At 67.5% G+C, this 24562-nt stretch carries 25 protein-coding genes; 12 read left to right on the forward strand and 13 right to left on the reverse strand.

The annotated features are described in order from the left end of the window. Positions 1 to 35: 35 nt before the first annotated feature. Genes Aple_RS35350 through Aple_RS35370 form a run of 5 tightly spaced genes read right to left on the reverse strand, consistent with a single transcriptional unit; the run spans position 36 to position 5092 of the window. Positions 36 to 1637: an ABC transporter substrate-binding protein gene (locus Aple_RS35350; protein ID WP_155349095.1), complete on the reverse strand. Its 1602-nt coding sequence runs from the start codon at positions 1635 to 1637 to the stop codon at positions 36 to 38. Beyond that, on the reverse strand, positions 1634 to 2404 hold the full coding sequence (locus Aple_RS35355) for an ABC transporter ATP-binding protein (RefSeq protein ID WP_155349096.1): 771 nt from the start codon (positions 2402 to 2404) through the stop codon (positions 1634 to 1636). The genes Aple_RS35350 and Aple_RS35355 overlap by 4 nt, the downstream gene beginning before the upstream one ends. Continuing rightward, positions 2401 to 3306, reverse strand: a complete 906-nt coding sequence (locus tag Aple_RS35360) for an ABC transporter ATP-binding protein (protein ID WP_155349097.1) — start codon at positions 3304 to 3306, stop codon at positions 2401 to 2403. The genes Aple_RS35355 and Aple_RS35360 overlap by 4 nt, the downstream gene beginning before the upstream one ends. Further along, on the reverse strand, positions 3303 to 4151 hold the full coding sequence (locus Aple_RS35365; protein ID WP_155349098.1) for an ABC transporter permease: 849 nt from the start codon (positions 4149 to 4151) through the stop codon (positions 3303 to 3305). The genes Aple_RS35360 and Aple_RS35365 overlap by 4 nt, the downstream gene beginning before the upstream one ends. Beyond that, positions 4148 to 5092, reverse strand: a complete 945-nt coding sequence (locus Aple_RS35370) for an ABC transporter permease (protein WP_155349099.1) — start codon at positions 5090 to 5092, stop codon at positions 4148 to 4150. The genes Aple_RS35365 and Aple_RS35370 overlap by 4 nt, the downstream gene beginning before the upstream one ends. Positions 5093 to 5334: 242 nt before the next feature. Here Aple_RS35370 and Aple_RS35375 point away from each other — a divergent pair, with 242 nt between their 5' ends. Continuing rightward, entirely contained in the window at positions 5335 to 5868 is a 534-nt protein-coding gene (locus Aple_RS35375) for a PadR family transcriptional regulator (RefSeq protein ID WP_170321814.1), read from the forward strand. 28 nt (positions 5869 to 5896) lie between these two features. Here the strand turns inward: Aple_RS35375 and Aple_RS35380 are convergent, their stop codons facing one another. The 3 genes from Aple_RS35380 to Aple_RS35390 are packed head-to-tail and all read right to left on the reverse strand — an operon-like array spanning position 5897 to position 8228. Further along, positions 5897 to 6304 carry a carboxymuconolactone decarboxylase family protein gene (locus tag Aple_RS35380; RefSeq protein WP_218038663.1) on the reverse strand — a complete coding sequence of 136 codons (408 nt, stop codon included), beginning with the start codon at positions 6302 to 6304 and terminating at the stop codon, positions 5897 to 5899. 8 nt (positions 6305 to 6312) lie between these two features. After that, entirely contained in the window at positions 6313 to 7209 is an 897-nt protein-coding gene (locus Aple_RS35385; RefSeq protein WP_155349101.1) for a ribokinase, read from the reverse strand. After that, positions 7206 to 8228 carry a LacI family DNA-binding transcriptional regulator gene (locus tag Aple_RS35390; protein ID WP_155349102.1) on the reverse strand — a complete coding sequence of 341 codons (1023 nt, stop codon included), beginning with the start codon at positions 8226 to 8228 and terminating at the stop codon, positions 7206 to 7208. Before Aple_RS35390 ends, Aple_RS35385 begins: the two co-directional genes overlap by 4 nt. Before the next feature lie 218 nt (positions 8229 to 8446). Between Aple_RS35390 and Aple_RS35395 the strand changes: the two genes are divergently transcribed. The 11 genes from Aple_RS35395 (at position 8447) to Aple_RS35445 (ending at position 18433) form a co-directional block, all read left to right on the forward strand. After that, complete coding sequence (locus Aple_RS35395; protein ID WP_170321815.1) at positions 8447 to 10111, forward strand: amidohydrolase; 1665 nt, start codon at positions 8447 to 8449, stop codon at positions 10109 to 10111. Between the two features lie 17 nt (positions 10112 to 10128). Then, the gene (locus tag Aple_RS35400; protein ID WP_155349104.1) at positions 10129 to 10737 is read left to right on the forward strand and encodes an amino acid synthesis family protein; all 609 of its coding nucleotides are present in this window, start codon (positions 10129 to 10131) and stop codon (positions 10735 to 10737) included. Continuing rightward, entirely contained in the window at positions 10734 to 11291 is a 558-nt protein-coding gene (locus Aple_RS35405; RefSeq protein WP_155349105.1) for an amino acid synthesis family protein, read from the forward strand. The genes Aple_RS35400 and Aple_RS35405 overlap by 4 nt, the downstream gene beginning before the upstream one ends. Then, a complete protein-coding gene (locus Aple_RS35410) occupies positions 11288 to 12424 on the forward strand; it encodes an FAD-dependent oxidoreductase (protein ID WP_155349106.1) in 1137 nt (378 codons plus the stop codon). The genes Aple_RS35405 and Aple_RS35410 overlap by 4 nt, the downstream gene beginning before the upstream one ends. Before the next feature lie 5 nt (positions 12425 to 12429). After that, positions 12430 to 13215: an ABC transporter ATP-binding protein gene (locus Aple_RS35415; RefSeq protein ID WP_155349107.1), complete on the forward strand. Its 786-nt coding sequence runs from the start codon at positions 12430 to 12432 to the stop codon at positions 13213 to 13215. After that, on the forward strand, positions 13215 to 13979 hold the full coding sequence (locus Aple_RS35420; protein WP_155349108.1) for an ABC transporter permease: 765 nt from the start codon (positions 13215 to 13217) through the stop codon (positions 13977 to 13979). Before Aple_RS35415 ends, Aple_RS35420 begins: the two co-directional genes overlap by 1 nt. Further along, a complete protein-coding gene (locus Aple_RS35425; protein WP_155349109.1) occupies positions 13979 to 14749 on the forward strand; it encodes an ABC transporter permease in 771 nt (256 codons plus the stop codon). Before Aple_RS35420 ends, Aple_RS35425 begins: the two co-directional genes overlap by 1 nt. 100 nt (positions 14750 to 14849) lie before the next feature. Next, complete coding sequence (locus tag Aple_RS35430) at positions 14850 to 15830, forward strand: ABC transporter substrate-binding protein (RefSeq protein ID WP_170321816.1); 981 nt, start codon at positions 14850 to 14852, stop codon at positions 15828 to 15830. A gap of 59 nt (positions 15831 to 15889) precedes the next feature. After that, positions 15890 to 16642 carry a glutamine amidotransferase gene (locus Aple_RS35435; RefSeq protein WP_155349111.1) on the forward strand — a complete coding sequence of 251 codons (753 nt, stop codon included), beginning with the start codon at positions 15890 to 15892 and terminating at the stop codon, positions 16640 to 16642. Positions 16643 to 16667: 25 nt separating this feature from the next. Next, the gene (locus tag Aple_RS35440; protein WP_170321817.1) at positions 16668 to 17408 is read left to right on the forward strand and encodes an isochorismatase family protein; all 741 of its coding nucleotides are present in this window, start codon (positions 16668 to 16670) and stop codon (positions 17406 to 17408) included. Continuing rightward, entirely contained in the window at positions 17405 to 18433 is a 1029-nt protein-coding gene (locus Aple_RS35445; RefSeq protein WP_155349113.1) for a hypothetical protein, read from the forward strand. Before Aple_RS35440 ends, Aple_RS35445 begins: the two co-directional genes overlap by 4 nt. Positions 18434 to 18633: 200 nt before the next feature. Here the strand turns inward: Aple_RS35445 and Aple_RS35450 are convergent, their stop codons facing one another. The 5 genes from Aple_RS35450 to Aple_RS35470 all read right to left on the reverse strand — a co-directional run bounded on the left by Aple_RS35450 (position 18634) and on the right by Aple_RS35470 (position 23893). After that, complete coding sequence (locus tag Aple_RS35450) at positions 18634 to 18963, reverse strand: helix-turn-helix domain-containing protein (protein ID WP_155349114.1); 330 nt, start codon at positions 18961 to 18963, stop codon at positions 18634 to 18636. A gap of 256 nt (positions 18964 to 19219) precedes the next feature. Further along, positions 19220 to 20710, reverse strand: coding sequence for a group II intron reverse transcriptase/maturase (ltrA, locus tag Aple_RS35455; RefSeq protein WP_155349115.1), 1491 nt, complete (start codon positions 20708 to 20710; stop codon positions 19220 to 19222). Positions 20711 to 21209: 499 nt separating this feature from the next. Beyond that, positions 21210 to 21539, reverse strand: coding sequence for a type II toxin-antitoxin system RelE/ParE family toxin (locus Aple_RS35460; protein WP_246264986.1), 330 nt, complete (start codon positions 21537 to 21539; stop codon positions 21210 to 21212). A 670-nt stretch (positions 21540 to 22209) separates the two neighbouring features. Beyond that, positions 22210 to 22800 carry a S1 RNA-binding domain-containing protein gene (locus tag Aple_RS35465; protein WP_170321818.1) on the reverse strand — a complete coding sequence of 197 codons (591 nt, stop codon included), beginning with the start codon at positions 22798 to 22800 and terminating at the stop codon, positions 22210 to 22212. Between the two features lie 169 nt (positions 22801 to 22969). Continuing rightward, entirely contained in the window at positions 22970 to 23893 is a 924-nt protein-coding gene (locus Aple_RS35470) for a hypothetical protein (protein ID WP_155349117.1), read from the reverse strand. Positions 23894 to 24562 lie beyond the last annotated feature (669 nt).

Consider the following 24562-nt stretch of genomic DNA (forward strand, 5'->3'; position numbering starts at 1 on the left):
TTATGTCCTCGGACGCAGGGGCGAATGGGCGGAGGTCACGACATCGATGTGGAAATGGGGGTGAAGTCGATCCACCAGGACATCGGCTGATTGAAGCCGGTGACCGCCTTGGTCATGGCCCGGGGCGCCTTGTCGTTGACGACGTACAGCCAGGGGGCCTCCGCCGTGACGATCCGGGCGGCCTGCGTGAGCAGCGCAAGCCGCGCCTTCTCGTCGGCGGTCACCTGCGCCTCGTCCATCAGCTTCTGCGCGTCGGGGTTGCAGTAGTGCGAGACCGACTGCCCGTCGCAGCCGAACATGAAGCTGCCCCACTCGGAGAAGTTGCCCATGCTGAACGGCGCGTTGTAGCCGCCCCAGTCCGCCGGGATCTTCTTGTTCACCCAGATGGACGTGATCATCACGGAGAAGTCCGTCGGGACGAGATTGACCTTCACGCCGACCTTCGCGAGCTGCGACTGCAGCTGCTCGTTCATCGTCTTCGGTTTCATCGTCCCCGAGCCGGAGGTGATGTAGCCGAGGCTGAAGGAGAACCCGTCGGGGTATCCGGCGTCGGCGAGCAGCTGCTTGGCCTTCGCCGGGTCGTAGCTGTAGTGGTCGTCGTTCGCGTCGTACGCGGGGTTCGCCGCCGGCACGGTCTGGGTCTCGGGTACGGCGGTGCCGAGCAGCAGGTCGGAGGCGATCGCCTTCCGGTCGATGGCGTAGTTGAGCGCCTGCCGTACGCGGGGGTCGTCGAAGGGCTTCTTGGACAGATCGAAGACCCAGCCCCAGATCCAGTCGAACTCCCGCTCCGTGGTGACGAAACCGGCCGCCTTGAGACCCGCCAGGTCATCGGGGTCGGCGCCTTCGATCCAGTCGACCCGCTGCGAGCGCAGCGCCGCGACCCGGGCGGAGTTGTCGGGGATCAGCAGAATGTCGATCTCGTCGAGCTTGGGAGCGCCACCCCACCAGTTCGGGTTCTTCTTCAGGGTCAGTTCCTGCGAGTTGATCGAGCCGAAGGAGAACGGCCCCGTCCCGACCGGATGCGCGGACTGCCCGTCCGAGCCGCTCTTCCGCAGCGAGTCGGGGCTGGCCATGTAGACGTTGTAGATGTCGTCCAGCAGGTAGGCGTACGGCTCTTTCATGGTGATTCGGATCGACTGGTCGCCGGTCTTCTCCACCGACTTGATCCGCGTCAGGACGGGGTAGTTGCCGATCACCGCCGCCGAGTACTGGGGCGCCTGGGGGTTCAGGTAGCGGTCGAAGTTGTACGCCGCCGCGTCGGCGTTCCACGGCGTGCCGTCCTGGAACGTGACCCCTGGGCGCAGCTGGAAGTCGTAGACCGTGCTGTCGTCGCTGACCGTCCAGGACGTGGCGAGTCCGGGCGCGATGACGCGCGGCTTCGAGGTGTCGGAGACATCCCACCGCGTCAGCCCGTCGTAGATGTTGTTGCCGATCAGCCGCTGCCCTTCGTAGCCGCCGTTGGTGATCCCCCCGGTGTCGAGGTTCGGGAACGACGGCATGCTGGAGCCGATGCGGAGGACGCGTTGCGTCGCCGGCGAGTCGCCGGCGCCGCCGGCACAGGCGGCCATCGGCAGCGTCGCGGTCAGTGCGGTTGCTATGGCGATGACCCGGCGGGCGGTTCTTCGGTGGAGGTTCATCCTTCTTCATCTCCTTGAAGCGGGGGGTGCGCAGTACGGGCGGCGAGAAGTTCGGTGGTGTAGGGATCCTTGGGAGCGCGCAGGATGTCCTGGGTCGCGCCGGTCTCGACGACGCGACCGCGCCGCAGGACGGTGATCTCGTCGGAGATGTGCTCGACCACGGCGAGATCGTGACTGACGAAGACGAGGGAGAGCCGGCGGTCGCGCTGCAGCTCCGACAGCACGTTGAGCACCTGCGCCTGAACGCCCTTGTCGAGCGCGGAGACCGCCTCATCGCACACCAGGACAGCAGGATCGCCGACGAGCGCGCGGGCGATCGCGACCCGCTGCGCCAGCCCTCCGGACAGCTCGCCGGGATAGGCGTGGAGGTAGTCCGGCGTGAGCGCCACCATGGCGAGGGCGTCGTGCGCGCGGGCTTTCCGCTCGGCCCGCCGGATGCCCTGTGCCGCCATGTGGAACCAGAGCGAGCGCTGGACGGTGCGGGCGGGATTGAGGGTGTGGCGCGGGTCCTGGGGAACGAGCTGGACCGAGCGGCGCAGCTCGCGCGGCATCCGGCCGCCGAGGACGATCTCGTGGCCGAGGATCCTCAGCGACCCCGAGTCCGGTCGCTGCAGCCCGAGCACGGCACGCGCCAGCGTGGACTTCCCGCTGCCGGACTCCCCGACGATGCCGACCGTCATGCCTTGCCGGGCGACGAGGGACACGTCGTCGAGCGCCGCGATCTTCCCGAACCGCTTGCACAGGTGGGCGACTTCGATGACGTTCATGCGGTGACTTCCGATGCGACCCAGTGATCCGTGCCGACCTGCTGGAGCGGACCCCATTCGGCGGTCCGGAGCTCGCGCGGCACCGTGGCCAGCTCGCCGCGCGGCACCGACGCCGACGGCTCGCTGGCCAGCAGGGCGCGCGTGTACGGATGCCGGGGGCGCGCGAGCACCGCTGTCGCCGGCCCGTACTCGACGAAGCGCCCGCCGAGCATCACGCCCACGCGATCGACCTCCTCGTGGGCGATCCGGGCCGCGACCCCGATGTCGTGCGTGACGAAGACGACCGAGGTGCCGGTGGTGCGGCGCAACTCGTCGATCAGATCCACAACGCGCGCGCCCACGATGGCGTCCAGCGCGCTCGACGGCTCGTCGGCGACGAGGAGACGCGGCCGGCCGCAGAGCGCGAGCGCGATCGACACCCGCTGGCGCATGCCGCCCGACAGCTCGAAGGGATACTTCCGCACCACCTCCTCCGGCCGGTGCAGGTGCACCTGCTCCAGCCGCCGGATCGCCTCCTGGCGGCGGGTGCGGGCATCCAGCCCCTCGTGCCGGCGGAGCACCTCGCGCAGCTGCGCGCCGACCGTGCGCATCGCGTCCAGGGATGACGTGGGATCCTGCGAGACGAGGCCGATCTGGCTGCCGAGCAGGCGGCGACGGACCGCGGCCCTGGCGGGACGGATCTCGGCGCCCGCGAACGTGACCCGTCCGGTCACCGCCGACTCCGGCGGTTCCAGGCCGATCAGCGTGCGCGCGAGCATGGTCTTCCCGCTGCCGCTCTCCCCGAGGACGGCGAACACGGCCTTCTCCGGCAGGTCGAGCGAGACGCCCCGGACGACCGCCGTCCGCTGTCGCCCGTTTCCGAACGTCACCGAGAGATCCCTGGCGCTGAGCAGGCCGGTCATGATGACCTCCGTCCGGCGAGGGCCTGGCCCAGCGCGGCACCGAAGATCGGAAAGAGCATCGCCAGGACCAGGGTGACGATGGCCGGCAGCAGGGCGAGCATGTGGTCGGTGTAGAGCGCCGCCTGCAGGTCGTGGATCATCGATCCCAGTTCCGCCTGCGGTGAGGGGGCGCCCAGGCCCACGAAGCCGAGACCGCCGACGATGGCGATCGATCCGCCCACCAGCGAGGTGGAGTACGCGAGGATGCCCGGCAGGATCGCCGGGGTCAGCTGCCGCACCGCGATGCTCGGCACCCGCGCTCCGCTCACCCGGGCCACGGTGACGAAGTCCGCGTCGCGGATGCGCGCGACCTCGGTCTCCGCGATGCGCGCCGTGGGCGGAACCCAGACGGCGGTCAGCGCGATGATCGTCGTCCCGATCCCCGGGCCGAGCGCCGTCGCCAGGAACAGGGCGAGCAGCACGGCGGGGAAGGCGAACGTGATGTCGAGCAGGCGCATCACGATCGCGTTGACGACACGTCCGCCCAGGCCGGCCAGCAGGCCGATGGTGGTTCCGATCATCAGCGAGAGGAGCACCGGGGCGATGGCGGCGACGAGCGAGGTGCGCATGCCGTACATCAAGCGGATGAGCATGTCGCGCCCCTCGGTGTCGGTGCCGAGGAGATGGCCGGGCGTGCCGATCGGCAGGAGCCGCTGGGCGGGGGAGGTGGCGTAAGGGTCGGCCCCGGACAGCAGCGGCCCGGCTATCGCGATCGCGGCGAGCACGAGGATCGCCACCAGAGCGACCTTGCCGTGCGGGGGAAGGCGCCGGAATGTGCTCCGCCGGTGGAAACGGTCGGTGGTCATCGTGCCGTCCCCCTCCGGATGCGGGGGTCGATGACCGCCGCGAGCACGTCCGCGACGAGCATGATCCCGATGAACATCATCGCGACCAGGAGAAGCACGCCCTGGAGAAGCGGGTAGTCACGCGGCCCGATAGCCTGCAACGCCAGGTTGCCCAGGCCGGGAAGGGAGAAGATGGTCTCGACGAAGACCGCGCCGCCGAGCATGGTTCCCACCTGGATGCCGGTGACCGTGATGACGGAGGGCAGGGCGTTGCGATGGACGTGGGCGAGCACGGCCGGCGTCGAGATGCCCCGCGCCCGCAGTGACGGGACCAGCTCCTCGATCGCCGGGTTGGCGAGGGCGGTTTTCAGGGACCGGCCGATCATCGCCCCGGGTGGCAGCGCGAGGGCCAGCGCCGGCAGGGTCAGGTGGCTGAGCAGATCACCGAGGCCGTCCGTGCCCAGCCCCCCGGAGGGGAACAGCGGCACCACCACGCACAGCACGGTCAGCAGGACCAGCGCCACCGTGTATTCCGGGGCGGACAGTAGCGCGGCTTCCGCCAGGTCGGCCCCCCGGCGGGAGGGCGCAGGGCCGCGCGAGCTCAGATTGCCCAGGACCAGGCCGATGACGATGGCGATCAGAGCGGAGAGGGCGGAGAGCATGACGGTGGTCCGCCACGCCTCGCCGAGGACGGTGACGACAGCTCGGTTCTGCGAGATCGACGTGCCGAAGTCACCGTGGAGTACGCCGGTCACCCAGATCCCGAACTGCGCGGGAAGGGACTTGTCCAGCCCGAGACTCGCGCGCAGGTCGGCCATCTGGGCGGGGGTCGCGAGAGGGCCGAGCAGGTTGCCCGCGGGGTCGCCCGGCGCCGCGCGGACGACGAGGAAGACCAGGAGGCAGGCTCCGGCGAGGCTCACCAGCGATTCGACCGCGCGCCGGACGATGAAGCGGAACAGCATGTGTCACCCCCTTCCGAGGTCGGATAGTCAATTTCCGTAGTATCATTCCGTACTATAATTTGGGAGTGTTGTTTCGAAGACGTTACCGTCGTGTGAGTTCGGGACACAAGGGCCGTTCGGTGGGGAGGGTCCCTTATGATCACGTCCGTGTGGTTCCGGGGTGACGCGTCGGCTGATCAGCACCGACTCTCAATCCCCCAACAGGAAGCAGGTGCCGACGGATGGCCTTGAAGCATGCGATCATGACGCATCTCATGCGAGGACTTCCCCGCAACGGCTACGAGCTCGTCCAGTACTTCGCGATGGACTACGAGCGCCTGTGGAAGGCCTCCGCCACGCAGGTGTACGCGGAGCTCTCCCGGATGGCGGAGTCCGGGCTGCTGGAGCTCGTCGAGAATCGGGCGTCGTCACGCTCGCACGGCGACTACATCCTCACCGACGCGGGTCGGCAGGAGCTGGAGCGGTGGCTGCTGCACACCGAGGCAGACCATGGGGTCAGGGATGACAGCCTGCTGAAACTCATCGCGATCGGGGCCCTGGACGACGAGCAGGCGCAGATTCTGATCGGCAACGAGCAGGCCTACTACCGGCGGCGGGCCCTGGCCCTCGAGAAACGGCTGGCCGAATGGCCCGAGGAGCACGAGGGACGGATATGGCGCGGCCGGCGGGCGATTTTCCACCTCTGGCTGGTCCAGGCGCGGCAGACGCTCGAGTGGCTCGAAAAGCTCGAAACGTGCTTAAAGAACCCTGACATGCCGATGGACGAGATCTTCTGAGGCAGGGGCAGGCGCCCGCCGGGTCAGGTCACTGTGACTGGCCGTCGTGCACTTCGACGCCGGGTTCCATGAGCTCGATGCCGACAACCTCCTGCCAGGCCTCGACACCCCACTGGAAGGCGACGACACCGGCTTCGGGAAGGGCGATCTCGATGGCTTCGAGGATCTCCTGTGGCGACACTCCCAGGTCCAGCGCGACCTGGATGTGGCTGCGGATCTGCGGCTTGGGGGCGCGCAGCACCGTCAGGCTGAGCACGAACAGCAGTTCCTTGGTGCGCCGGTCGAGCGTGCGCTGCTTGAGGTAGGCCGCCTCGACCACATGGTTGGCGGCCAGCAGGACCGGGAAATCGGCCGTGGCCATGATCTTGTGGTAATCGAGCACGTACCCACGGCTCCTGGCCATGGCGTCGATGTACTCCTGCGCGTCGGCTGTCACGGGGCTCCTCACTTGCTTTCGAGTTCTTGCGGGAACATGCGCCGCGCCCCCACGCCGGAGACCGACAGGCTGGCGGCGCGGACGGCGGTCTCGGTGGCCTCGCGGAACCCGGCGCCCCGCGCGAGCGAGGCGGCCAGGGCGCCGCAGAAACAGTCGCCGGCGCCGGTGGTGTCGACCACCGGCACCTCCGGGGCGGGTATGTGGAAGGCGCCCTCGTCGGGGTCGACGACCATCGCGCCGTCGGAGCCGAGCGTCACGACCGCGCGTGACACCGTCCCCAGGGACCGGACCTGCCGGACGACCTCGTCGAGATCGGCCGCGGGATCGCTGTTCGCGAGCACCGCGAGCTCGGTCCGGTTGGGCACGATGAGATCGACGTACGGCAGCAGCGGACCGATCCCACGGGCGGGCGCCGGGTTGAGGATCACGACTCCCCGGGCGATCCGGGCCGCCGCCGCGACGGTCTCCAGGGGGATCTCGAGCTGCATGAGGACGACCCGGGCGTCGCGTACCTCGTCGCCGGTGACGTCCGCGGCCGCGACCTCGTCGTTGGCGCCGGGCTCGACGATGATGAGGTTCTGTCCCCGCTGGTCGACGGCGACGATGGCCTGCCCGCTCGGTCCGCTGACGACGCGCAGGCGGGTGACGTCCACGCCGCGTGCGGCGAGGTCCGCGCCCATCATGCGGCCGACGGCGTCGTCTCCGACACACCCGATCATCGCGACGGAGCCCGGCAGGCCGAGCGCGGCGGCCGCGGCGGCCGCCTGGTTGGCGCCCTTGCCGCCCAGCGTGACCTCGCGTCGTCGCCGGCCGATGACCGTCTCCCCAGGGGCCGGCAGGGTCGCCACGTTCAGGACGAGATCCGCGTTCAGGCTGCCGACGACCACGATGTCGGGCCGGCTCATCGCAGGCTCCGGGCCACGAGCTGGGGATTCACCTGGCTGCGCTGGGGTGGGCCGCTGTCGCCGCCGATCCTGGCCTGGAGGCGGTGCGCCGCCACCTTGGCGATCTCGGCCAGCGGCTGGCGCACGGTCGTCATCGCCGGGTTGATCAGCTCGGACAGCTGGGTGCCGTCGAACCCGGTGACGACGATGTCGTCGGGCTCGTGGACACCGTGCTGGGCCAGCGCGCGCATGAGGCCGGTCGCGATGAGGTCTGAGCCGCACACGACGCCCTGGGGCAGCCGCGGGCGCCGCAGGAGTGTCCCGGCGGCCTGGAAGCCGAAGTCGAGGGTGAACTCGCCGAGGACGGGCTCGTCGACGACGAGATCGGGGAAGCGCGGGGCCTGCGTCCTGAACGCCTCCAGCCGCGCGGCCCCGGTCGACGTGCTGGCGTCGCCGGACACGAAGACGATGTGCCGGACCGACCGCGACTCCAGGTGGCTGAGCACGGACCGGATGCCCGCGGAGTTGTCGACGCCCACGAAGTCGGCCTCGAAGAAGTCCACGTCGCGGTCGATCTGGACGATGGGGGTCGTCCGCAGGGCGCTCTCCAGCGCCGCCCTCGACGCCGTCGCGCTGACGGGAGCGATGAGAACCCCGTCCACCTGGCGTGCGACCAGCGACCGGAGCCTGGCGGCCTCGGTGGCCACGTCGTTGCGCGCGTCCGCGATGATCAGTTCGACGTCGTGGGCCTGCAAGGCGAGTTCGACCGCCTGGATCAGTTCGGCGAAGAACGGGTTGCCGATCTCGGGGACGATCATCCCGACGCAGCTGGACCCGGCTCCGCGCATGGCGCGGGCGTTGGGGTTGGGGCGATATCCCAGTTGTTTGCTCGCGGTGAGCACGGCTCGCCGGGCCGACTCCGAGACGTTGTTCGCGCCTGAGAGCACTCGGGAGGCCGTCGACGTCGAGACGTTCGCCCGAGCCGCGACATCTCTGATCGTCGGGCCGGATGAGCTCGACCTTGATGGGAACGTTGCCACGGGCCGCAGCGTACAAGACGCATCGGAGTCAGGGAAGTCCCCGGTGGCCGACCTCGTATCCCGCGATCATCAGCGTGTTTTCCGTCATGTTACGAACAGAAATCTTTCTTGACCTCGCTCCCTTGGCGTGGGAACGTAACCAATCCAAGGCCGGATACTCCGGTTTTTGAGTATCAGACAGGATAGTCCGGTTTTGAAGTGATAGTCCGGACTTTCCGGTGATCGGAGAGAGAGTGCGCATGTGGGGATCGAGGCAAGGGCCGGCGGACGTCGTCTTCACGAATGCCCGCGTCACCACGGGCGTGGCCGGTCGGCCGACGCAGGAGGCGGTCGCGATCCGCGCGGGCCGCATCAGCGGCGTCGGGTCCCACGCCGACCTGTCCGGCCTGATCGACGCCCGCACCGACGTCGTCGACCTCGGTGGCCGGCGAGTCGTGCCGGGACTGATCGACTCCCACATCCACTTCGTCCGTGCCGGTCGGAACTGGGTGGACGAGGCCCGGTGGGACGACGCGAACACGCTCGCGGAGGCGCTCGACGTGATCTCCCGGGCGGCGGCCGCGCGACCGGCCGGCGCCTGGATCGTGGTGCTCGGCGGCTGGCACGCCGGGCAGTTCGCCGAGAGGCGCCCGCCGACCAGGGCCGAACTCGACGCGGTGGCCCCCGGCCATCCGGTCTACGCGCAGGAGTCCTACACGCGCGCCTTCCTTAACACCCGCGCGATGGCGGCCTGCGGTGTCACCGGGGCCGGTGCGGCACCGGACGGTGGCGCGTATGAGGTCGACACCACGGGCGAGCCCACGGGGGTCGTCACCGGCGTGCCCGCGTTCAACCACTGCCTGAGCCGCGCCCTCGACTTCGACGTCGACCGGTCGGCCGAATCCACGAAGGCGCTGGTCGCCGAACTGGCGGCGTTCGGCCTGACGGGCGTGGTGGACATGGGTGGGCGCTCCCGGATGAACATCGACGCGTACCGGCCGCTCTTCCAGCTGCACCGGCGGGGCGAGCTCGACCTGCGGGTCAGGCTCTTCATGCACGTGTTCGGCAGCGCCGATGAAGAGGAGGGCGAGCTCGACGCGTACATGACCTACATAAGGCCAGGCTTCGGCGACGACCTGCTCCGGGTCGTGGGGATCGGCGAGATAGCGAGCGCGCGGTGGTACGACGCCGACGGCCTGGAGCAGGTCGTGCTCTCGCCGGAGGAGCGGGAGCAGTTCGCGCGCATGAGCGAGCGGGCCATCCGGCTCGGGTGGGCGATGAACATCCACGGTGTCGCGGACCCGACGGTCAGCCAGCTCCTCAGCGTCTGGGAAGAGCTCGATCCGGAACTGCGGGCGCGGGCCCGGCTCGCGATCTCGCACGCCGACTTCACCACGCCGGAGACCCTCGAACGCATGCGGGCGCTCGGCGTCGGCGTGACGGTGCAGCACTGGATGACGGTGGGCGCCGGGGACCTCGCCCAGGTGCTCGGCGAGCAGCCCGTACGGCAGGCGCCGCCGCTGCGCACCATGCTCGACCTCGGCATGAAGGTCGGCGCCGGCACCGACGCGATGGTCGCCGCCTCGGCCAACCCCTGGCACGCGCTGCACTGGCTGGTCACGGGCGTCAACCGGGGACGCGGCCCCAGCAGGGACGCCACCCAGCTGCTGACGCGCGAAGAGGCACTGATCGCCTACACGGCCGGGAGCTCGTGGTTCGGCGGCGACGAGACGTCGGCCGGGACTCTGGAGCCCGGAAAGCTCGCGGATCTGGCGGTCCTGAGCGCCGACTACTTCGAGGTCGCCGACGACGACATCCCGGCCATCCGCTCGGAGCTCACCCTGGTCGGCGGACGGCCGACCCACGTCGGGGCCGCCTTCGCCGGCCTCACCGCGCAGGACTAGCCCATCAGGAGAGGATCATGAATCCAGCAATCCGGAAGATCTCGATCTTCATCGAGGACCTCGTCCACGACGAGTCGCGGGACATCGACGACGGCGGATGGCGCACGGTCGTCGCCGCCGCGGTGATCGAGAACCCCTGGTTCGGCCGGGGCTTCGTCGAGAACCTCTCGCCCGAGGCCCTCCCCCTGGCGGCAGAACTCGGCCGGCTCCTCGCCGAGCACGTCGTCGAGGCGATCGGCGGCGCCGACCGGCTCCAGGCCTACGGCCGGGCCGCGATGGTCGGTCTCGGCGGCGAGATCGAGCACACCTCGGCCATCATCCACACGCCTTCCTTCGGCGCGGCCGTGCGATCGGTGACCAAGTCCCAAAGCCTGCTGTACTCCACGAACGCGCGCGTCCCCGCCGGCACCTGCATCACCCTCCCGGGCACGCACCGGGACGACGACTCGCTGCGCGACTACTACATGTCCTTCGACGCCGTCCTGGTCGACGCCCCGCGCGAGGACGAGATCGTCGTGGCGCTCGGCGGCGCCTCCGGGGCGAGGCCGTTCGCGCGACTCGGCAGCCGTGCGACGGACCGGGCGGCGATGGCGGCGGACACACACGTGACGGGAAGTGAAGCATGAAACTGTCGGTCCGTAAGGTCCACGTGGTCAACGACGTCATCTACCGCGAGGGTGGACGGGCCATCGGAGAAGTCCCGTGGCGCACGTCCGTGGTCGCGGCGGTGGTCAAGAACCCGTGGTACGGCCGCGGCTACGTCGAGGACCTCGACCCCGAGATCCGCGCGTGCGCCCCCGCGGTCGCCAAGATCATCGTGCCGCGCCTGCTCGACCAGCTGGGCGGTCCGGCGTCCATCGAGGCGTACGGCAAGGCGAGCCTCGGCGGAGAGGGAGCCGCGATCGAGCACGCCGCGGCGCTGATCCAGACCCTGCGGTTCGGCGACGTGCTGCGCGACCTCGCCGGGGGCGAGACCTACATGAGCTCCACCTGCAAGCGGGGGGCGATCGGCGGCCTGGTCATGGTGCCGATGATCCACAAGAACGACCCCTCGCACCGGGGGCACAACCTCACGGCGTCCTTCGCGATCCCGGACGCCCCGCGTGCCGACGAGATCGTCGTCGCGGTGGGCGGTTCCAGCGGCGGGCGTCCCTTCTTCCGGCAAACGGGGGAGTCATGACGGCACCGCACGCTGAGATCGTCGGCGGCGGGATCGCCGGATTGGGGCTCGGCGCCCTGCTCGCCCAACGCGGCTGGTCCGTGCGGCTGCACGAACGCGGCACCGAGGTCCGCGAGGTTGGCGCCGGCATCTACCTGCGCAACAACCCGCTGTCGGTCCTGGAGCACCTGGGTCTGTTCGACGCCGTGGTCGAAGCCGGTATCGAGATCGAGTTCGAGCGCCGATGCGACCGGCGGGGGCGTACCCGGCACGAGGAACGCACGGTGGAGTCCAAGCGGATGTGGGCGCTCAAGCGGGAGTCCCTGATCCGCATCCTCGAAACCGGCGCCAGGGACGCGGGTGTCGAAATCCGTACCGGCTCGAAGGTCGTGAGCGCGACTCCGGACGGTCAGGTCGTCACCGAGGACGGCGCCACCTTCTCGGGGGACCTGGTGGTCGGCGCCGACGGCTACCACTCCGCGGTACGCGAGAGCCTCGGCCTGACCAGGACCTACCGCAAGCTGCCGAGCGTCGCCACCCGGTACGTCTTCGACGGCCGCGAGTTCGAGCCGGTGGCCAGGACCACCATGCACTGGTCCGGGAACCGGCGAGTCGGAGTGACCCCGGCGACCCCCGACTCCACCTACGTCTTCATGATCTGTCCGGAGGACGACGCCGCCGGAGTGGCACACCCCATCGACGCGCAGAGCTGGAGCGCCAGTTTCCCTGCGCTGGCTGCCATGTTCGAGCGGATCGCGAGCCTCCCGGGCGAGCCCCTCCAGCACAACTACATGGTCGTCCAGGCCAAACGATGGCACTCCGGGGTGGCGGCGATCCTGGGCGACGCGGCGCACGGGCTGCCACCGCTGCTCGGGCAGGGCGCCGGGCTGGCCCTCTCGAACGCCTTCGCGCTGGCCCGCACGCTCGAGGAGTCCGACGGGGACGTGCCCGCCGCCCTGGCGCGCTGGGAGCGCGAGTACCGGCACTACGCGGACGTGACGCAGAAGTGGTCGTGCCGCCTCGACACGCTGACCTGGCGCTGGCCGAAGCCGCTCCTGTTCGCCCGGGAGCCCGCGCTGCACGCGATCTCGAACGCCCCCTGGTGGCAGCGCGAGATCCACCTCGCCGACAGCTTCCCAATCGCCACGGGGTGACCACGATGCACCAGAGTTCATCGGCGTTCCGCTGCCGCAATGTCAGCGCGAGCTACCAGCAGGGTAGTGCGGCGATCTTCGAAGGGATCGACTTCGACGTCGAGCCGGGGGAGTTCGTCTCGCTCCTCGGGGGATCGGGCGTCGGCAAGACGACCCTGCTGCGCGTGCTCGGCGGCCTGCACCCGGCTGGGAAGGGCTCGGACGTGCGTTTCTCCGGCGAGAGCTTCACCCGGCCGCCGGACCGCGTCGTGATGGTCTTCCAGAACTACGCCGCGTCGCTCCTCCCGTGGCGCACAGTCGAGAAGAACGTCCGCCTCGGGCTCGAAGGCACGATGCCCAGCGGCGAGCAGCGCGAGCGAGCGCTGGCCGCGCTCGACATGGTGGGCCTGGCGAGCAACACCCACTACTACCCGCGGCAGCTGTCCGGCGGCATGCAGCAGCGGGTGCAGATCGCCCGCGCGCTGGTGATGGACCCGCTCGCCCTCCTGATGGACGAACCCTTCGGCGCGCTCGACGCGATGACCAAGGCCACGCTCCAGGACGCCCTGCTCGGCATCCAGCGGCAGACCGGCATGACCGTCGTGTTCGTCACCCACGACCTCGACGAGGCGATCTATCTCAGCGACCGGATCCTCGTGCTCGCCGGCTCCCCGGCCGGTGTCGCGAAGGAGCTGACCGTCGACCTGCCCCGCGACCGGGACCAGGTGACGACGAAGGCCGACCCGCGCTACCTGCGACTGCGCCAGGAAATCTACGCGATCATGCACGGCTCCCGGGTCGGTGGCACGTGATGGCCTTCCCCCGGCCGAACATTCCCGGGCTGGTGACCGGGATCGGCCTGCTCGCGCTCTGGCAGCTCCTGGTCAGCACCGGAGTGCTGGACTTCATGTTCCTCCCAGGGCCTGCGGCCATCCTCGGCGAGCTGCCCGATCTGCTGGCGTCCGACGGCTTCGCGGCGGATTTCCGGCATACCCTGTCGCTCAGCCTGGCCGGGTGGGTCATCGGCTCCGCGGCCGGGATCGCCATCGGCAGCGTGTTCGGGCTGTCCAGGATTGTCCGCGACTGGGCGATGACGACCGTCACCACCGTCCGCCTGATCCCCGCCATCGCGCTCCTGCCGCTCGCGGCGCTGATCTTCGGGCTCTCCTCGGACATGGAGCTGGCGGTCGTAATCTACGTGTCGATCTGGCCCGTGCTCGTCAGCGTCGCCGGGGGGATCGAGTCGGTGGAGCCGCTGCTGCGTGACGTGGCGCGCACGCTGCACCTGGGCTGGTACCGGGAGCTCGTCCAGGTCGTGCTCCCCTCCGCGGTGGGTCCGGTGCTGGTGGGTCTACGGCTCTCGTTGAGCTCGGCGTTCGTCCTCGCGGTCGTCACGGAGATGATCGGCAACCCGGCGGGACTCGGCAACAGTCTCAACAACGCCAAGAACGCCATGCAGGCCGAGCTGATGTTCTGCTACATCATCGTCATCGGCCTGACGGCCGTCATCCTGAACGGGCTCTTCACCTGGCTGAGCCGCCTGGCCGCCGGCCGGCACCGGCAGGGGGTCGTGTGATGCGGCGCCTGCGCGGATTGGCCCCCTTGGTCGTGCTGCTCGCCGGCTGGCAGCTGTTCGGAGTAGACCAGTCCGTCTACTTCTCGCGGCCGTCCACCTGGTGGGCCGCGCTCGTGGCAGAGTGGGGGAGCGGCGACCTACCGGCGGCCGTCTGGGCGACCACCCAGACGTTCGTCCTCTCCCTGGCCATCTCGACCGTGCTGGGAGCCTTGATCGGGTTCGCCATGGCCGAGGTGCCCGGCCTCGACAGGTCGCTCAACCCCACCTTCGAGTTCCTGCGCGTCATGCCCGCGGCCGTCACGGTCCCGATCTTCGTGCTCCTGCTGGGCTACACGGACCGGATGGCGATCGTTGCCGTGGTGTTCGCCTCCGTGTGGCCGATGATCCTCTCGACCCGCTCGGCCGCGGCCGACATTCCCCCGCTCCTGCGCGACGTGGGCGCGACCCTGCACCTGTCGGGGTACGCGACCATGCGCAAGATCCTTTTCCCCGCGATCTTCCCTGCGGTGTTCCTGGCATTGCGAGTCGCCGGACCCATCACGTTCATCGTCACATTGCTGGTCGAGATGCTGACCGGCATCCCCGGCGCCGGAACCGCGATCTTCTACGCGCAGCAGAGCTACCGGTCGGCGACGGTGTACGGGCTCATCTGCGTCGTCGCGGTCGTGGCCCTCATCGTCGACCATCTCGCCCAACGGTTGGAAGGCGTGGCCACGGCTCTCGGCGGCTCACAGGCCCGACCCCGCAGACCTGAGAGGGCGCCGATATGAGCCCCCGGGACGCATCACCACACCCCCCAAGAGGAGTCGAACCCTGATGAATGCTCAACCCAACATCGCAGGAACAGGATCACCAGGAAGAAAGACGAGGATGCGGCTGAGGCTGGTCGTCGCAGTGGCGGCCCTGGCGCTCGTCGCCGCCGGGTGCGGCGGCGGGGAAAGCGCCACCCCGGCGGAAAAGCCGGGACTGACCACCATTCGGCTCGCCACGACCAACCCGACGGTCACCCTCCTGGCGATCTACGCCGCCGAGGAGCAGGGCTACTTCAAGCAGCACGGCCTCAACGTCGAGGTGACGCCGATCGGCGACGCGACCAAGATCCCCTCCGCCCTCGGCCGGCAGTTCGACGTCGGCTGGACCGTGCAGCCGATCGGCATCAACGCGGCCGCCAGCGGCATCCCGATCAGGATCGTCGCCGGCGGCGAGCGCAATCAGCCCAACAACCAGCAGCTCTTCCTGCTGTCCGCGCCCGGCTCCGGCATCAAGTCCGTCAAGGACCTCGCCGGGAAGACCATCGGCACGGCCACGCTCGCGGGCGCCAACACGATGCTCACCAAGGCGACCCTCGACAAGGCGGGCGTCGACCCCAAGAGCGTGCAGTTCGTCCAGGTCGCCTTCGCTGACATGCCGGACCAGCTGACGTCGGGCCGGGTCGACGTCGTCGCCGTCTCGCCGCCGCACGCGCAGATCGCGCTGGAGCGAGGCGCTCAGGACCTCGGGGTCTGGCCGTACCAGATCCTGGGCGACACGGCGCTGACCACGTTCATGATGGCGACCGGCGAGTGGGCCGATGGGCACAAGGAAGCGATCGCCGGGCTGCGCAAGGCGCTCGACGAGGGCGGGACGTGGGTTGCCGCGCACACCGACGAGGCCGCGGACCTGCTGCAGAAGAAGACCGGCCTGGACCGCGCCCTCATCGACCGGCTCAAGCTGCAACTGCCGAAGTTCACCTACCAGGACTACGGGCCCAAGGACTTCACGCCGTGGATCGAGCTGATGAAGACCTACGGGACGCTCGACGCGAGCGTCGACCCGGACAAGCTCGTCAGCCAGATGCTCAGCGACCAGTGAGAACGCGGGGAGGGGGACTCGCCTCCCCCTCCCGCCAGGGACGAGTGGAGATCAACATCATGAAGCGCACCCTGTTCGTCGGCGAGTCCTGGACCGTGCACAGCATCCACCAGAAGGGCTTCGACAGCTTCACCACGACGGAATATCAGGAAGGCGGCGGCTGGTTGCACGCCGCCCTGGAATCGGGCGGCTGGGAGGTGACCTACCAGCCCGCGCACGTCGCGGCGACGCACTTCCCCTCCTCCGTCGAGGAGCTGCGACAGTACGACTGCGTGATCCTGAGCGACATCGGCGCCAACACCCTCCTGCTCCACCCGGACACCTTCGTCCGCGGGAAGGCGCTCCCGGACCGGCTCCAGGTTCTCCATGACTGGGTCGTGGCCGGCGGCGGCCTGGTCATGGTCGGCGGCTACCTGAGCTTCCAGGGAATCGACGGCAAGGCCCGTTTCGCCGGCACGCCCGTCGAGCGGGCGCTGCCGGTGACGCTGCTCGACCACGACGACCGCGCCGAGCGACCGGCCGGCGTGGCGCCCCTCGTACGGCTCCCCGACCACCCGCTCGTGGCCGATGTCCCCGCCGAGTGGCCGTCGCTGCTCGGGTACAACGTCGTCGCGGCCCGCCCGGAGGCCGAGGTGATCGCCACGGTCGACGACGCCCCGTTGCTGGCGGCATGGAGCCATGGCCAGGGCCGCGCCGTCGCCTTCACCTCCGACTGCGGTCCGCACTGGGCCCCGCAGTCGTTCGTGGGGTGGGACGGATATGCGCCGATGTGGCAGAACATCGCGTCCTGGGCGGCCAGCCGACTCGGCTGACCTCTACTTATCGAAGGAGTCACCCATGGCAGTGTGGGACAAGTTCCTGACCGAGACCGACAAGTCGGTTCTCGCAGTGAGCGGGCACGGCATGAATCTTGAGCTGGGGTCGCGGCCCGCCCTCCTGGTCATCGACGTCAGCTACGCGTTCACGGGCCACGTGGACGAGCCGATCACCGAGTCGGTCCGTACCTGGTACAACTCGTGCGGCAGCTACGGTTGGGCCGCGATTCCGTACATCCGGCAGTTGCTGGAGGCCGCTCGGTCCCGCAACCTCCCGATTTTCTACTCAACCGGCTACGACCCGCGCCCGGACGGGTTCGGCGAAGGCCTGTGGCGTACGGTCCGCCAAGGTGAGCCGCCCTCGGTGCCCGGCTACGGCCCGCAGGAGATCGTGCGCGAGGTCGCTCCGCAGGAGCGCGACATCGTGCTCCACAAGCGCGCACCCAGCGTCTTCTTCGACACCGCGCTCAAGACCTACCTGCGGGACCTGGACGCGGACTGCCTCATCGTCTGCGGCACGACCACCTGCGGATGCGTCCGCGCGACGGTGGTCGACGCGTTCTCCTACGGCATCAACACGGTGGTGGCCGAGGAGGCGTGCTTCGACCGCTTCGAGTCCTCCCACGCGATGGCGCTGTTCGACATGAACGCCAAGTACGCCGACGTGCTGCCCACGTCGACGATCGTGAAGCACCTGTCCGGGCTGCCATCCGACCAGTTCACCGGCAAGATCGCGCCGGCCATGGCCGAGGAACCCGCATGACGACCGCGTGGGAGCGCGTCGTCGCCCGACTCGACGAGAACGCCGTCCCCTGGCGAAAGGTGCCCCTCGGCGAGGCCGCGCTCATCGTCTCCGAGCGGGGCGGCCGGGTGTACGGACCGTTCTGGCCCGATGGCTCATGCTCGAACTGGCTGCCCGAAACCTTCGACTCCGCCGAACGGTTCCACGAACTCCTCAACTCTGGGGCCTGGAATCTGGGCGGTCACCGAATGTGGATCGGCGCGGAGGCCGACTACATCATCGAGGACGGCACCGACTACTGGGGCACTTTCGTCGTCCCACCCAGCATGGATCCCGGAGAACACCGACTCGAAGCCGACCCCGGCCCGGTGGTTCTCCATAACACGGTACGGCTGCGCAACCACCGCACGAACGGGAATCCGTTCGCCCTCCGAACCCAAACCACAATCAGCCCGCTACCTCCCCCGATTCCTCACGAACAACTCAGAGACGTCCGAGTGGCTGGCTACTGCCAGGAAGTGAGGACCTCACACGAGAATGCCGGGGAACGCCCAGAAATCTGGCTACTGGACCAAGTCCCGGGTGGAGGCAAGGCCCTCATACCGGCGACACCCGGCCTACGAATCACCGACTACTACGAGCCAGCCGGCTCATTCGTCGAACGCTTCCCCCGGGGCGGCGCCCGGATCACCCTAACCGGACAGAACCGCTTCAAGCTCGGCTTCGACGCCCTGCATCATTTCGCCCGCATCGGCTGGTGGCGCGACCTACCAGGCGGCGAAGCCATCTTGCTGATCCGCCACCACCCCAGCGACCCCTCTGCCGAGTATCGCGAGTCCCCCGATTTCGCCCCGGACCATCGCGGCGACTCATTGCACGTCTACAACGACGACGGCGACCTCGGCGGCTTCGCCGAAATCGAAACACGAGGCGTGCCACGCGAAGCGGCTACGGCCAACGATCGATTCCACAGCTGGTGGTTCCGCGGCCCCACCGACCAGGTGCGCAACATAGCCAACGATCTGCTGGGCCTCGCGGCCTCCTGACCCATCGCGAAGCATCTCGCGTTGCGATTGGCATTACCAGCGAGGGCGGGACGGGGCGATTGGATCAGCCAGTGCGCCGATCGTCGACCTCGATTGACAGGTATGGCCACGCCATGGCGAGCTGTACCAGCTGAACCCATGCGCCGTTCTGGCGATAGTTGGTATGAACCAGCCACTCGCTAAGCGCAGCATTGACGAGGCTATGCCACCTTGACCGAGTGGGGGCCGACACTGATGGTGATGTCCAGATGCCCGCCCAGCGCGGCGGCGTAGGCGCGTAGGGTCTCCAGTTCCATGGCCTCAATGTTGCCGTTTTCGATTTGAGAGATTCGAGATTGAGACACGCCCAGGATCTGGGCGACCTCGGCTTGGGTCTTTCCCGTGGACTTGCGGAGTTCACTGAGGTGGTGGCCGGCGATGTAGGCGTCGAGTTCGGCACGGGCCTTGGCCTGACGTTCCGGGTCTGCCAGTTCAGGGTGACGGCGGTGTGCCTCGGCTTTAACGTCCTGCCACCGGCGAGCGGTACTCATCGATCTGTCTCCCTGTCTTGCTCCGCTCGGTAATCGGAGTAGCGGGCTTCGGCTAGCGGTATGGCTTCGTCATACCATCGGGACCATTGTCCGGCTTTATCACCTGCGACCAAGAAGATTGCTGCCCGGTCGGGGGTGAGGTAGGCCCTCGGGCGCGGTGCGCTGTCACCAGCCACCCGTTTCCCGAGGACCCCCTCCCGAACCCGGCGTGCCGATCTCTCGGCACCGGGCTCTCCACGCGTCTTGCCCATGTGGTTCAACCGCCCGTCGGGGCGGCTGTCGGAGTCGATGTCCATGGAGTCGGGATTGAATAGCCGCGGTAGCGGTACCTGTCCACCCTGACACGGGCTGCGCCGGTGAACACGACTCCCTTCCAGGCGAAACGCCACCCCTTGTCGCAGAAGCGACGGCGCATCTCCGGCATTCCGAGCCGGTGCTTGCCCTCGTACTTGCGGCGAAGCCACCGCATGATCCGGTGCCACGTGAAGTAGTCGATCCGGGAGAACAAACGCTTGGCGATCGCATGCCGGAAGTAGTTCGCCCAGCCCACCAGCATGCGGTTGAGCTTCAACAGAAGCTCGTCGAACTCCATACCCTGGCGGGATGTTCTGTACGTCGCCTGCCTCACCTTGTCCTTGATGGCCTGTGCAGCCTTCCGCGACACGGTGACGTAGACGTAGTGCTTCAGCGCTCCCCGCTTTCTGCGCCTGCGCACAGTGAAAGAAAGAAAGTCGAAGCCCTCATCAATATGGACCACGCGGGTCTTCTCCGGTGCCAGCCGCAGCCCCAGCGGGGCCAGGACCGTTTGCACCTGTTCGCGCACCGCCTCGGCGTGCTCGCGTTGCCCGGACACCATGACGACGAAGTCGTCGGCGTAACGGATCAGCCGCCAGTTCGCCCTGCCGGTCTTCTTGCGCCAGCGCCGCTTCCCTTCGGTCCCCATATCCTCACGCCACTGTCGATCAAAATGGTCGTCCAGCGCGGACAAGGCGATGTTGGCCAGGAGCGGTGAGAGGATCCCGCCTTGCGGAGTACCAGTCAGGGTGTCTTCCCGCCCGCCGAGTTCGGTGAGAACTCCGGCCTTGAGAAACGCCTTGACCAGCGTGCACACCCGTTTGTCCTTGATCCTGGCCCGCAGCCGATCCATCAAAGCGTTGTGTTCGATCTCGTCGAAACACGCCTTGATGTCCGCTTCCAGAACCCACTCGTACCTTCTCGGGTTCGAGCCAAAATAGTGGATCTCGGCAATCGCGTCGTGCGCCCGCCGGTTGGGACGGAACCCGTATGAGCACGGTTTGAAGTCCGCCTCGAAGATGGGTTCGAGCACCAGTTTCATGCTGGCCTGCACGATCCGGTCGGCAATGGGGGGGATGCCCAGCTTGCGCAGCTTCCCGCTTGCTTTGGGGATCAGCACCCGCCGCACCTCTACCGGCTGGAACTCCTGGGATTCCAGCTGTTCCCGGATCCGGTCAAGGTACCGTTCCGGTCCAACCCAGACCTCGACCATCGGCACAGTGACCTTGTCGATGCCCGGGGTTGCCGCTCCCTTGTTCCCGGCCACGCGTTCCCACGCGTGCACCAGGAACGCCGGGTCGTAGACGAGGTTGTACAGATCATCGAATCGGCGGGATGAATCCTCCCGCGCCCAATGGTGCAGCTTGGTTTGCATCCTCCGTACCGTGATCGCCGCCGACTCGGGGTCCGGCCACCTCACAGCGCCGATATTCACCGGCGCATCTTCGGACATTGCATTCCTTCCCTGTCTGACGCGCTGCCGTCCTTCCCCATGTGCCGGGCTCTCCCCGGCTCGGAGTACTACGACGGCTCCGCCCCGCTCCCGACCTTCGGCCGACATCGGGCCTATCTCCCGACACACCCCTGGCGGGGGCGATTGTCTTGAAGAACGGTCACGAGCGGTTCCCACGTTCACTGCCATCCGATCAGCGGATGAGGCACCCGGCTTTACCCCTGCGGCATCGCCACGGCTACGCCGTAGACCTTCACCGTGACCTCCCAGCCCAGGCTTCGAAGACCCGACCAGAAGTTCCCCGCAGCCAAGGCGGCGGGTGCGCACCGCGCCCCAGCCCATATCCACCAGGTTTGAGCGGGTATCCGTTAAGAGGCGTAACGCGACCGGTTCCTTGCGTGTACCTATCCACCTTGCTCACCGTGCCCGGCCCATCCGGCGGTACTGAACCGACACGACTTTGTCGAGGCTGCTCCCACCCTTCCCGGCGATCCCCGGTTCAGGCTGCCTCCAGCTTCATCCAACCGCTACGACGGCCAGAAGATGGGCGGTCTTGCACCCCCATCCGGAACTGACAGCGCCTCGTGGCGCACTCGAAGACGAAGAGCATCCGAATCTCTGATCGCTTGCGTGAGCCCGGCCGAAGCTCCTTCAGGTTCTTGAGGTTGCTATGTTCCAAGGTGTCGACGAGTGGCCGCCCCAGCGTGGGTCCAGTCTCGGCGAGGCGGTCGATGGCTTGCTCAATTAGCGCCGCGGTGTCCGGATCGGACTCGCAGAGCTTCAGGAACCACGTCTCCACAGGTTCCAGGAGGATGATATCCCACGCCATGCAGCAAATATAACCTAGGACTCATGTCGTCTCCCCCGAATCGCGGGCTATGACCTGGGAAACAGGGGTGCAGGTCAATGCTGGTCGGAGAGACCGCGAGTCCCGCTGATCACCGTCCGTTCTGGGCACGCATCTGGCACGACGATCACGGCCGCGAGTTCTGCCTGGGGCGAGGTGGGTGGGAGATCAGGCTCCACCTCAGCCAGCTACGAACCGACCGGCTCTGCACTGCGATCATCCCGGAGCTGAGTGTCCCCGCCGGAGGCCTGCTTGTAAGCGTCGTCTGCTGTAGCGTTCACAGAGACACATAGCAGTACAAGCCCTGGCTGTTTAGCACGCTGTCTAGGCACCTGGCATCGGACCCACTGACCTGCGCGAACGCTCCTCATGGCCCAGCGCGGCCCGCGCCTTTCGGGTGCAAAGTGAGATGGGCGTTTTCGCAGGCCGGGATGGGTGAAGTGTCAAGATCGTGAACCATTGGGGCAAGTGATGTTCGTGCTGAACGGCTCGGACGGCGAGGTCGCGTAGGTCATTGAGCGCCTGACGAGGTCATCCCGGGGCAGTGAGCGGCCAAGCTGCTGGCGGCCGAGGCCGACCCCCAGGCCAGCGGCGTCCCCGGTTGTGTCCACATCCGCAATTACACCTGGTACCAACGTCTGGGAGCGATTGCCTAGACGAGTGCGAGTCTGATGCGGTGGTGACGGAGGTTGATATCGGTGATGCGAACCGTCAGGTTCTGGCCCTCCGAAGGTAATTCCTCGCCGCGGAAATCAGAGATATGGATGAAGCCCTCAATGCCCTCCGCTACTGCGACGAAGGTGCCGATTGGGATGATCTTGGTAACGGGGGCTGTCAGTACTTCACCGAGGCGCGTTCGTGCGATCTCTATCCATGGATCATCCTGCAGTGCCTTCAGTGATAGCGACAGCCGCTCACGCTCAAGATCGATATCTAGGATCACTACGGCTACATTCTGGCCGACCTGGACAATCTCGGAAGCGTCTTCGAACCGGCGCCATGACAGATTGATCATGGATATCAGTCCATCAGCGTCGCCGAGGTCCACGAATACGCCGAACCGTTCGATGGAGCTGACAACCCCGGGGCAGACCTGTCCATGCTCCAATGTGCGCAGAAACTTCGGGACCGCTTCGTACTTGCGGGATTCGACCATCGTGTAGTCGACACTATGGTAGATCGCTGTGGACGGCAAGATCGCAAGTGTGGCCGTCTTGGTCAATGTGCCGGTCTCCGCAAACATCTCGTATACCCGATAAGCGTCGACCAAGTTAGTGGTCATCCTTGCCAAGGAGCCGATAGACAAGTAACTTTCCGGCCTCGGCTTCCTCGCCCGATGACATCTGAAAGTACGCGGCATCGCAGGATTCAAGCTGGGCATCGACGGCCGGGAAATCGGTAAATAGCCAGATTTACTGTCGGTAAGTATTGCGCGTGTAGTCGAGGCTGAAGGTGCCCAGGTTGCCGAAGTACACCGCAGTCAGATAGGCGGGATCTGTGGCGATGACGCCTTGCTGTAGGTCGCTGCCGTCGTTGAAGTCGTCCCAGGCCCACGGGGCGTGGGCGGCGTTGTCCGTGCCGTTGTCTCCGGCGAAGGTTCCCCAGGAGGCGTACGGCTGGGGGTCGTTGCGGCGCTCCCATAGGCCGCCGGGGCCGAAGATGTCCACCAATTGGTAGGCGACTGAGCGGTCGTTGCCGCCGGAGGGGACCTCGCCGGCGCCGCGGCTGGGGAAGTAGATGATGCCGTCGCCTCCGGGGAAGCCGGCGCCGTTCCATGCCTTGCAGCCGTGTCCCTTGGTCTCCTGGAAACTCGTCGGATGCTGCTCGCCGTCCCAGAGTTGCGTGATCAGCGTGCCGTCGATGTTCTCGCGTCCGTTGGTGAACGGGCTGCCCGTCGGTGTGTAGGAGTAGAAGTTGTCGTGGGACAGGGTGATCATTGCCTGGAGTGTGCCGAATGTGCTGCCGTCCTTGTTCACAGTTAGCAGTAGGCCTTCCATGTCGTTCTCGTGTGAACCGAGCAGTTTCCAGTCGCGGGCGTGGAAGTAGCCGTAGGTGATGAACCAGTGGGTGCCGGTCTCCACCACCGAGTAGTAGACCGTGCCTGCCAGGCGTGAGGCGTTCGCGTCAAGGTTGTCCCAGTTGTTGCGGGTGTTCCAGTCGCCGTCGTAATCGACGGATGCCAGATAATCGGCGATGTACTTGGAAGATGCGCTGTCCTGATAGTGGATCGGCGCCCACCGATAGGCGAGGTCCGCATCGCTCACCGCAGCATGTGCGGGCGTCGCCGATAACAATAATGCCGTTGTGGCCAGTCCTGCGATCCAGCGTCGTGCCATGTCTTCCTCCTGTGGCTGGGGGTTCCGGCGGAACGCTAATCGCGACTCCCGACGTCGGGAAGGTGCCGCCATCAGGCTTCACCTGGTAATAACCGGGTTGTCATCTGGATGTGGTGAAGATTGTCAAGACCGGTGTGAAATTCCGAGAATGAACTGGGCGAGTATGTCCTGAGTTTGCTTTGAAGCGGACTTCGTGATGACGGACCGTCCTGTCCCTCGTGCTCGGCAACATCTCCGCGGCATCTGGACGGTGCCGGTGTCGATAATTCATCCGTGCAGGTCGTGTGCCACGAACGCTGAAGGAGGCGTCGATGTGGAAGCCTCTGGAAGCGGTGCTGTGCAGGAGATGGAGGTAGGTCCTCCGGGATCGCCCTGCAGGGGGAGGTCCCAAACCACCGCAGGCTGCGTCGGTTAAGTGCCGTTCGTGGTGAGCGCTGCGGGAAAAGGCGCGGTGTGATCGCGTCAGGTGTGGGTCAGGAAGGCGAGCGGAAGCGAACCGCTGATGAAGTGTCGTAACGGATTTCAGTGGCGTCGAAACCGGGGCAAGACCTGGGCTCCGGGACAAGTCTGGGGGGAGCCTGCCGACTGCCCAGACGGCGTCCGGCATGTAGGCGGCGCGAGCCTGGCCTGGGCTCTTGCATGGAACGTGGGAACCTGTCGCCCCGACAC

The organism is Acrocarpospora pleiomorpha (assembly GCF_009687885.1).
GTDB lineage: Bacteria > Actinomycetota > Actinomycetes > Streptosporangiales > Streptosporangiaceae > Acrocarpospora > Acrocarpospora pleiomorpha.

What these genes read in the sequence shown, in the direction of transcription:
- Aple_RS35445 (WP_155349113.1), top strand. Translation starts at nt 17,405, where the DNA reads ATGACGACCGCGTGGGAGCGCGTCGTCGCCCGACTCGACGAGAACGCC.
- Aple_RS35420 (WP_155349108.1), top strand. Translation starts at nt 13,215, where the DNA reads ATGGCCTTCCCCCGGCCGAACATTCCCGGGCTGGTGACCGGGATCGGC.
- ltrA (WP_155349115.1), bottom strand. Translation starts at nt 20,710, where the DNA reads ATGTCCGAAGATGCGCCGGTGAATATCGGCGCTGTGAGGTGGCCGGAC.
- Aple_RS35360 (WP_155349097.1), bottom strand. Translation starts at nt 3,306, where the DNA reads ATGACCGGCCTGCTCAGCGCCAGGGATCTCTCGGTGACGTTCGGAAAC.
- Aple_RS35370 (WP_155349099.1), bottom strand. Translation starts at nt 5,092, where the DNA reads ATGCTGTTCCGCTTCATCGTCCGGCGCGCGGTCGAATCGCTGGTGAGC.
- Aple_RS35460 (WP_246264986.1), bottom strand. Translation starts at nt 21,539, where the DNA reads ATGGCGTGGGATATCATCCTCCTGGAACCTGTGGAGACGTGGTTCCTG.
- Aple_RS35425 (WP_155349109.1), top strand. Translation starts at nt 13,979, where the DNA reads ATGCGGCGCCTGCGCGGATTGGCCCCCTTGGTCGTGCTGCTCGCCGGC.
- Aple_RS35465 (WP_170321818.1), bottom strand. Translation starts at nt 22,800, where the DNA reads ATGTTTGCGGAGACCGGCACATTGACCAAGACGGCCACACTTGCGATC.
- Aple_RS35470 (WP_155349117.1), bottom strand. Translation starts at nt 23,893, where the DNA reads ATGGCACGACGCTGGATCGCAGGACTGGCCACAACGGCATTATTGTTA.
- Aple_RS35355 (WP_155349096.1), bottom strand. Translation starts at nt 2,404, where the DNA reads ATGAACGTCATCGAAGTCGCCCACCTGTGCAAGCGGTTCGGGAAGATC.
- Aple_RS35440 (WP_170321817.1), top strand. Translation starts at nt 16,668, where the DNA reads ATGGCAGTGTGGGACAAGTTCCTGACCGAGACCGACAAGTCGGTTCTC.
- Aple_RS35375 (WP_170321814.1), top strand. Translation starts at nt 5,335, where the DNA reads ATGACGCATCTCATGCGAGGACTTCCCCGCAACGGCTACGAGCTCGTC.
- Aple_RS35450 (WP_155349114.1), bottom strand. Translation starts at nt 18,963, where the DNA reads ATGAGTACCGCTCGCCGGTGGCAGGACGTTAAAGCCGAGGCACACCGC.
- Aple_RS35430 (WP_170321816.1), top strand. Translation starts at nt 14,850, where the DNA reads ATGCGGCTGAGGCTGGTCGTCGCAGTGGCGGCCCTGGCGCTCGTCGCC.
- Aple_RS35365 (WP_155349098.1), bottom strand. Translation starts at nt 4,151, where the DNA reads ATGACCACCGACCGTTTCCACCGGCGGAGCACATTCCGGCGCCTTCCC.
- Aple_RS35400 (WP_155349104.1), top strand. Translation starts at nt 10,129, where the DNA reads ATGAATCCAGCAATCCGGAAGATCTCGATCTTCATCGAGGACCTCGTC.
- Aple_RS35385 (WP_155349101.1), bottom strand. Translation starts at nt 7,209, where the DNA reads ATGAGCCGGCCCGACATCGTGGTCGTCGGCAGCCTGAACGCGGATCTC.
- Aple_RS35435 (WP_155349111.1), top strand. Translation starts at nt 15,890, where the DNA reads ATGAAGCGCACCCTGTTCGTCGGCGAGTCCTGGACCGTGCACAGCATC.
- Aple_RS35415 (WP_155349107.1), top strand. Translation starts at nt 12,430, where the DNA reads ATGCACCAGAGTTCATCGGCGTTCCGCTGCCGCAATGTCAGCGCGAGC.
- Aple_RS35405 (WP_155349105.1), top strand. Translation starts at nt 10,734, where the DNA reads ATGAAACTGTCGGTCCGTAAGGTCCACGTGGTCAACGACGTCATCTAC.
- Aple_RS35410 (WP_155349106.1), top strand. Translation starts at nt 11,288, where the DNA reads ATGACGGCACCGCACGCTGAGATCGTCGGCGGCGGGATCGCCGGATTG.
- Aple_RS35350 (WP_155349095.1), bottom strand. Translation starts at nt 1,637, where the DNA reads ATGAACCTCCACCGAAGAACCGCCCGCCGGGTCATCGCCATAGCAACC.